This window comes from Collimonas sp., from assembly GCF_035566555.1.
Taxonomy (GTDB): Bacteria; Pseudomonadota; Gammaproteobacteria; order Burkholderiales; family Burkholderiaceae_D; genus Collimonas.
Window position 1 is genome coordinate 1 of record NZ_DATMRB010000071.1, and the last position, 6,965, is coordinate 6,965.

6 protein-coding genes and 1 pseudogene are annotated in these 6,965 nt (G+C 65.0%); all 7 read right to left on the reverse strand.

Translation table 11 applies throughout. The features are described 5' to 3' along the window. Positions 1–841: pseudogene (locus VNZ65_RS09535) on the reverse strand (MFS transporter); the annotation flags it as partial. A gap of 15 nt (positions 842–856) precedes the next feature. Continuing rightward, positions 857–2,383, reverse strand: a complete 1,527-nt coding sequence (gene nagZ / locus VNZ65_RS09540; protein ID WP_325668333.1) for a beta-N-acetylhexosaminidase — start codon at positions 2,381–2,383, stop codon at positions 857–859. Positions 2,384–2,463: 80 nt separating this feature from the next. After that, the gene (locus VNZ65_RS09545) at positions 2,464–3,489 is read right to left on the reverse strand and encodes an SIS domain-containing protein (RefSeq protein ID WP_325668335.1); all 1,026 of its coding nucleotides are present in this window, start codon (positions 3,487–3,489) and stop codon (positions 2,464–2,466) included. Next, a complete protein-coding gene (gene nagA, locus VNZ65_RS09550) occupies positions 3,482–4,645 on the reverse strand; it encodes an N-acetylglucosamine-6-phosphate deacetylase (RefSeq protein WP_325668338.1) in 1,164 nt (387 codons plus the stop codon). The genes VNZ65_RS09545 and nagA overlap by 8 nt, the downstream gene beginning before the upstream one ends. Further along, positions 4,642–5,376 carry a GntR family transcriptional regulator gene (locus tag VNZ65_RS09555; RefSeq protein ID WP_061938885.1) on the reverse strand — a complete coding sequence of 245 codons (735 nt, stop codon included), beginning with the start codon at positions 5,374–5,376 and terminating at the stop codon, positions 4,642–4,644. Before VNZ65_RS09555 ends, nagA begins: the two co-directional genes overlap by 4 nt. Then, a complete protein-coding gene (locus VNZ65_RS09560; protein ID WP_325668340.1) occupies positions 5,370–6,287 on the reverse strand; it encodes a BadF/BadG/BcrA/BcrD ATPase family protein in 918 nt (305 codons plus the stop codon). The genes VNZ65_RS09555 and VNZ65_RS09560 overlap by 7 nt, the downstream gene beginning before the upstream one ends. 334 nt (positions 6,288–6,621) lie before the next feature. Then, the coding region (locus tag VNZ65_RS09565; protein ID WP_325668342.1) for a biopolymer transporter ExbD at positions 6,622–6,965 on the reverse strand (344 nt) is incomplete at its 5' end.

A 6,965-nucleotide genomic window follows, 5' to 3' on the forward strand; every position in this document is an offset into this window, starting at 1 on the left:
CCTCCGCGCGCGCCGCCCGCAGGAACAGCGGACCGATGGTAGTGATCTGGCCTTCGCCAGCGCGAAACAGGATGATGAACAGGATCGCCAGCCAGATGCCGGGCTTCTGGAAAAAATCGATGATCACTTCGCGCAAGGTCAGCCACACGCCCCTCATGCCGCCAGCCGGACGCGGCGGATTGCGCCCCGCCGGCAAGGCCCACAGATGATAGATCGCCAGCAGCAGCATGCTCACCCCCAGCATGCCGAAGATCAGGCTCCAGGCTTGCGCCACCGGCATGCGCTTCTCGAAGTAGCCGGCCAGCACCACCAGCCCGCCCAGCGAGAAAAAACGCGCCACGTTGTAGAAGCCGCCCTGCCAGCCGGCATAGGTAGCCTGTTGGGTCGAACTGAGACTGGCGATGTACAGGCCGTCGGCTGCAATGTCATGGGTGGCGGAAGCAATCGCCACCAGCCCCAGCAAAGCAATGCTGACCGCAAAATAATTCGGCAAGTGCAGCGCCAGCGCCACCAGCCCGAGACTGGCGCCGCCGAAAAACTGGAACAGCAGGACGATGGCTTTCTTGCTGCGCGCCGCTTCCAGGAACGGACTCCAGAGCGGCTTGAAGACCCAGACGAAACCCAGCATGCCGGTCCACAGCGCGATCTGGTCGTTGCCCATGCCCATGCTCTTGTACATCAGGCCGGCGATGGTCGCCACCACGAAATACGGCAAGCCCTCGGCGAAGTACAAGGTCGGCACCCAGAGTGCCGGATGGTGCTCTTTTTTTTCTTGGATGCGCATGTCGACAGCCGCCGTGGGTAAGATGGTCGCTTCCGGATTATCGAGCTGGTAGGCCATTCTGGTTCCTGAGGTTTATTGAGGACCGCTGGCCATGGACGCCAGCGGAATCCTGCCTTCTGCGGCCTGGCTGCCCGCCAGCCAGTCGGCCACTGCGTCCAGCGCGGCATCGGCAAAGCCGTAGCTGATCAGCGCCGGCGCGGCGATGTCCAGGGTCTGGAACGGATTCCACAGCGCCAGGTGCAGGTCGGGACGCCATTCCTGGCGCGCCCGGGCGCCGTAGCGCGCGCGCGTGGTGGAGGCCAGGATCACGGTGCGGCCATCGGCCGGCAGCGTACTCCAGTCGAAACTCTCGGCATCGTCAAAGGTCACCAGCTCGACGTCGTAGCGGCGCGCCAGCATGACGGCCACCGCGCTGGCCGGCAAGCCGGCTTCCGAGACGCCATCGCCGGCGGCATTGGCGCAGGCCAGCAGGCGCACCTTGGCGCCGTCGGCCAGCGCTTGCGGATTGCCGCTCACGGTCAGGCCGCGGCGCCAGGCTGCCGCCATCAGGCGCTGGTCCTCTGCTTCGGTAAGATAGCGGTCGGCGGCGCAGGGATAGGCCGTCGCCAGGGCATCGAGACGGGCCAGGCGGGCAGTTATGCCGGCCTGGTCAAGGTGACTGCCCTCCTCGGCTGCGGACAGCGCCGCCGTCAGGGCTGCCAGCGTTTCTTCCTGGGTGCCGCGGTTGCCGAGCGCCATGACCATGTCGGCGCCGGCCGCCAAGGCCTGCACCGCGGCATTGCCGACGCCGTAGCGGCCGGCGATGGCGTGCATGTCCATGCCGTCGGTGATGATGACGCCGCGATAATCCCATTCAGCACGCAGCAGACCGGTCAGGATCTTGCGCGACAAGGTGGCCGGATGCTCGGCATCCAGCGCCGGGTAGACGATATGGGCGCTCATCATTGCCGGCGCCCTGTGCGCCGCCTTGAACGGCGCCAGCTCGAGGGCATCCAGCGCGCTGCGCGGCTTGTCGACGGTAGGCAGGTCGCGGTGCGAATCGACGTGGGTATCGCCGTGGCCTGGGAAGTGCTTGACGCAGCAAGCCACGCCCTCCGCCAGGCTGCCTTCCATCCACGCCAGCGCCAGCTCGGTCGCGCGCTGCGGATCGGAACCGAAGGAACGCTCGCCGATTACCGGGTTGGCCGGATTGTTGTTGAGGTCCAGCACCGGCGCGAAATTCCAGTTGAAGCCGAGCGAGCGGATGCCGCGCGCCACCGCTGCCCCGACCGCGCACGCCAGCGCAAGGTCATTGCTGGCGCCCAGCGACATCGCCGCTGGCGGCGCCGGTAGCCAGGTAGCGCGCACCACGGCGCCGCCTTCCTGGTCGATGCCGATCAGCGCGTGCGGTCCCATCACGGCGCGCAGATCGGTGGTCAGCTTGCTCAGCTGCGCGGCGTCGACCATATTCTGGCGGAACAGGCAGACTGCGCGGATATGGTTGTCGCGCAAGAACTGCGCGGTGTCCTCGTCCAGCACGGTGCCCGGAAAACGGATCATGATCAGTTGCCCGGCGCTTTCACGCGCGCTGCGGCCGGGCTTGCTGGCGGTATTACTCATCGTGCATCTCCATCACGCCGGCACGGCGCCGGCGCAAGCTTGTTCTGTTGACTGGCTCACTGACTGGCTCACTGAGTGGCTCAGTTAGTCTTGGTGACCTTGCTCAGATGGCGCGGACGGTCCGGATCAAGGCCGCGCGCGATCGACAGCTTGGCCGCCATCACGTAGAAGGCCTGAATGGCTGCGATCGGATCCAGATCCGGCGTCGGTCCCAGCGGCAAGGTCAGGTCGCGTTCGTTGATATCGGCGGGCGCCGCCAGCAGCACGCGCGCGCCGCGGCCGCGCATTTCTTCCGCCAGCTTGAGCAGGCTGGCCTGGGTCGGTCCGCGTGTGGCGAAAATCAGCAAAGGGTAGCCTTCGTCGATCAAGGCCATCGGGCCGTGCTTGATCTCGGCGCCGCTGAACGCCTCGGCCTGCAGCACCGAGGTTTCCTTGAATTTCAGCGCGGCTTCCAGCGCCACCGGGAAACTGGCGCCGCGGCCGACCACCATGATGCGGGAAGCCGGCGCCAACACTTCGATCGCCGCCGACCAATCGACTTCAGTGGCCTTTTGCAAGGCTTCCGGCAAGGCTTCGATCTGCGCCAGGAATTCGGCATCGCCCTGCCAGTACCCTACCAGCCGCGCCGCCGCCACCAGGCTGGTGATGAAACTCTTGGTTGCGGCCACGCTTAGCTCGGGACCGGCGTGCAGCGGCAGCGTCCATTCGGCGCTGGCGGCCAGTGGCGATGCTGCATCGTTTACCAGTGCGACCGTCGTGGCTCCGCCTTCACGGAAATAGCGGATCGGCTCGATCACGTCCGGACTCTGGCCGGATTGCGATACCGCAATCGCCAACGCATCGCGTGTCAGTAGCGGCGATTTGTACAGCGTCACCAGCGACATCGGCAGCGAAGCGACGATGCGCCCCAGGCGCGCCATGATCAGGTAGGCGCAGTAATTGGCGGCGTGGTCGGAACTGCCGCGCGCCACCGTCAGCACGCCGGCCGGTTGCGCCTGGCGCAGGCGCGCGGCCAGTGCGGCATAGCTGTCGCCATCGCGCGTCAGCTGTAATGCTACGTGCTCGGAGGCCGAACACGCTTCCTGCAACATCAGTGAACTAAACATCTGTGAGACCAATCTGCTCTCCCTCTACATATACCTTGGTTAAATTGAGTTTCCGGTCCAGTACCACTAGATCGGCATGACAGCCGCTGGCCAGGCGGCCGCGTTCCGCCAGGCCGAGATGATCCGCGGCGTAGGTCGAGACCCGGCGCGAGGCGTCGGCCAGGTCGAGGCCGAGGCCGACCAGGTTGCGCAGCGCCTGGTCCATGGTCAGCGTGCTGCCGGCCAGGGTGCCGTCGGCCAGCCTGACGCCGCCCATGCATTTGTGCACTTGCTGGCGTCCCAGCATGTAGTCGCCGTCCGGCATGCCGGTGGCGGCGGTCGAATCGGTCACGCAGTACAGGCGCGGAATCGAACGCAAGGCCGCCTTGATCGCGCCCGGATGCACATGCAGCAGATCGGGAATCAGTTCCGAGTAGCGCGCGTGCGCCAGTGCTGCGCCGACCATGCCCGGCGCGCGCGCCTGGAAGCCGGTCATCGCATTGAACAGATGGGTGAAGCCAGAAGCGCCGTGCGCCAGCGCCTGGACGCCGTCTTCGTAACTGCCCAGGGTATGGCCGATCTGCACCCGCATGCCGGAATCGCTCAGCATCCGCACCACCTCCAGGTGGCCGGCGATTTCAGGCGCTACCGTAATCAGCTTGACCGGCGCCAGCGCGCTCAGCCGCGTCACTTCCTGCAAGCTCGCCGGCTGTGCAAAATCAGGCTGAGCGCCAAGCTTGCCCGGATTGATGTACGGTCCTTCCAGATGCACGCCCAGCACCCGCGCCGTACCCGGACGGCGCGTGCGGCAGGCGTGGCCGCAGGCTTCCAGCGCGTTTTCCAGGTCGCTCAGCGGCGAGGTCATGGTAGTGGCCAGCATGCTGGTGGTGCCGTGCCGCGCATGGATGGCGGCGATGACATCGACGGCGTCGCCGCCATCCATGATGTCCTTGCCGCCGCCGCCGTGCACGTGCAGATCGATGAAGCCAGGCAGGATGTAAGGATCGAGATTGTCGGCGGGATCGACCGCCATGCCGTCAATCGCCGTGATGCGGCCATCGAAATGCAGGCTGCCGCTGACCCAGCCCTGCGGCGTCAGGATATTGCCTCTCAGCGTCACGCCGGGCGGCTCGCCGCCATGGCCAGATGCGCCGCCTGCCTGGCGGCCATCGGTCATCGCCGCAACTCCGCAACGAAGTCATAGTAGTCGCTCCGGCAATAGGAATGCGACAGCTCGATCGCCGCGCCGTTTTCCAGATAGCCGACCCGCGTGATATGCAGCATGGCGGCGCCAGTCTTGATGTCGGCCAGCTTGGCCTGGTCGGCGCTGGCGTTGATGGCGCGGATATGCTGCAGGGCGCGCACCGGCGCCACGCCGAGCGTCTCCAGGTGCACATACAGCGAATCGGTCACGGCTTTCGGATCCGGCAGGTACAGGGCCGGGATGGTGGTGGTTTCAATCGCCATCACCACATCGTCGGCGGTACGCAGGCGCTTCAGGCGCGACACCACGGTGTTCGGCGACAAGCCCAGCGCCAGGATTTCTTCGGCGACGGCGATGCCGGTCTCGCGCAATAGCCATTGGGAGCCTGGCCGGAAGCCGCGCTGCCGCAGTTCTTCGCTGAAATTGGTGAGGCGCGATAAAGGCTGTTCCAGTTTGGGCGTAATGTAAGTGCCGGAACCGCGTTTCCTGATCAGCATGCCGCGCTCGCACAAGACATCGATCGCTTTGCGCGCAGTCACCCGCGAGATTTCCAGCGATTCAGCAAGGATGCGCTCGGAAGGCAGCGCTTCATCCGGCTGCCAGACGCCGCCGTTGATCTGCTCCGACAGCCGGTTGACCAGCTGCAGATACAAGGGTGTGTCGCTGGCGCCGTCCGGTTTGAGTTTTTCTATCTGAGCTAGCATGTTTGCTTCCCTTTTAATCTTTGGTCGATTAAGCGTAAGGCACCCGCTGCTGCATCAGCGTGCGGCTTGACTACCAGCGCCAGCAGCGGCTCCGGCAGGTATGGCTGGATGTGCGCGGCAAGGCCGCCGCACAGTGCAATCGGTAACTCTCCATCCGGATCGAGGGCGGCGGCCATGCGCGCTATTTCCTCGCCGGCGGCCCGCATCAGCTGACCTGCCGCGGCGTCGCTGGCGGCGTGCTGGATCACCAGCGGCGCCAGCTGCGCATAACTGGTCTGGCTGGCGTTGGCCAGCCAGGCGAACATGCTGTCGTGATGACTGTCAAAGTGGGCGCCGCGGGCCTGGTTGCTGCGGTCGCAAAAGTGGATCACGGCGCGCGCAAAGTCGCTGCCGGGGGCGCGGCCGTCCAGCACATGCTGGGCGTGGGTAATGGCGCGCATGCCAAGCCAGGCGCCGCCGGCTTCGTCGCTGGCCGGAAAGCCCCAGCCGCCGACCTCGCGCCGCTTGCCGCCGGCGGTCAGCACTTCGCCGACGCTGCCGGTGCCGATGGCGATGATCACGCCGGGCTGGCCCTGATGCGCGCCTAGCAATGTAGTGAAAGCATCGGTTTCGATCACGGTATCGCGGAAGCCTGGATTGCCGGCGCAGAATTCGGCCGCCCATTGCTTGTTGTTGACGCCGGCCAGGCCGAGGCCGATGGCCATCCTGTCGAGCGCCGGCCGCACCAGCCCAGCCGTGGCGAATGCCGCTTGCAGCGCCTCCAGCACCGCCGACCAGGCGGCTTCGACGCCATGCATCAGCCCGGAGGGACCGCCACTGCCGGTCGCCAGCAGCGCGCCGTCATCGTTGCGCGCCAGGCGCACACGGGTGCCGGTGCCACCGCCATCGACGCCAATCAGATATTCAATCATGTTGTTGCATCCATCGCTTTCATCTGCCACTAGTGGGCTGTAACAGCCGGATCATGAGTGAAGGGCGCGGATCCGGCACGCAGGGCAAGGCGCACAGCGGAGCAATAGCGAGACTATTGCGAGCATGTGCAACGCCGCCATGCGTGCTGGATACGTGACAGGCACTCTTGATTTGGTTGTTATAGCCCACTAGCATTGTTCTTATTCGCGGAAACAAACTGGATTCACTTTATGGGGACAGAAAGCGGCTGTCAACCGGCCTTTAAGTGGTATTAAAAATTAGACCGAAAAACCACTCGAAGGCCGTGTTTTCTGATTAAAACAGTACTATTTGCTACTCCATGAACTGCTCGTTGCCGACGATACCGATCTTGGTGACGCCCAGACGCTGCGCCGACGCCATCACGGCCGCGACCGACTTATACTCCACCGCCTTGTTCGGACGCAGATGCACTTCATCGATGTTGCCGCCGGCGACCACCGTCTTCAGGCGATCTTCCAGTTCTGCGCGGTTCGCCATCGGCGTCCCGTTCCACGTCACCGTGCCGCTCGGATCGATATCCACCGTGTCGACCACTGGCAGAGCCAGCGGCGGCGGCGGATTACCGGTCGGCATGTTCAGCTTGATCGCATGATTCTGGATCGGAATCGTGATGATCAGCATGATGATCAGCACCA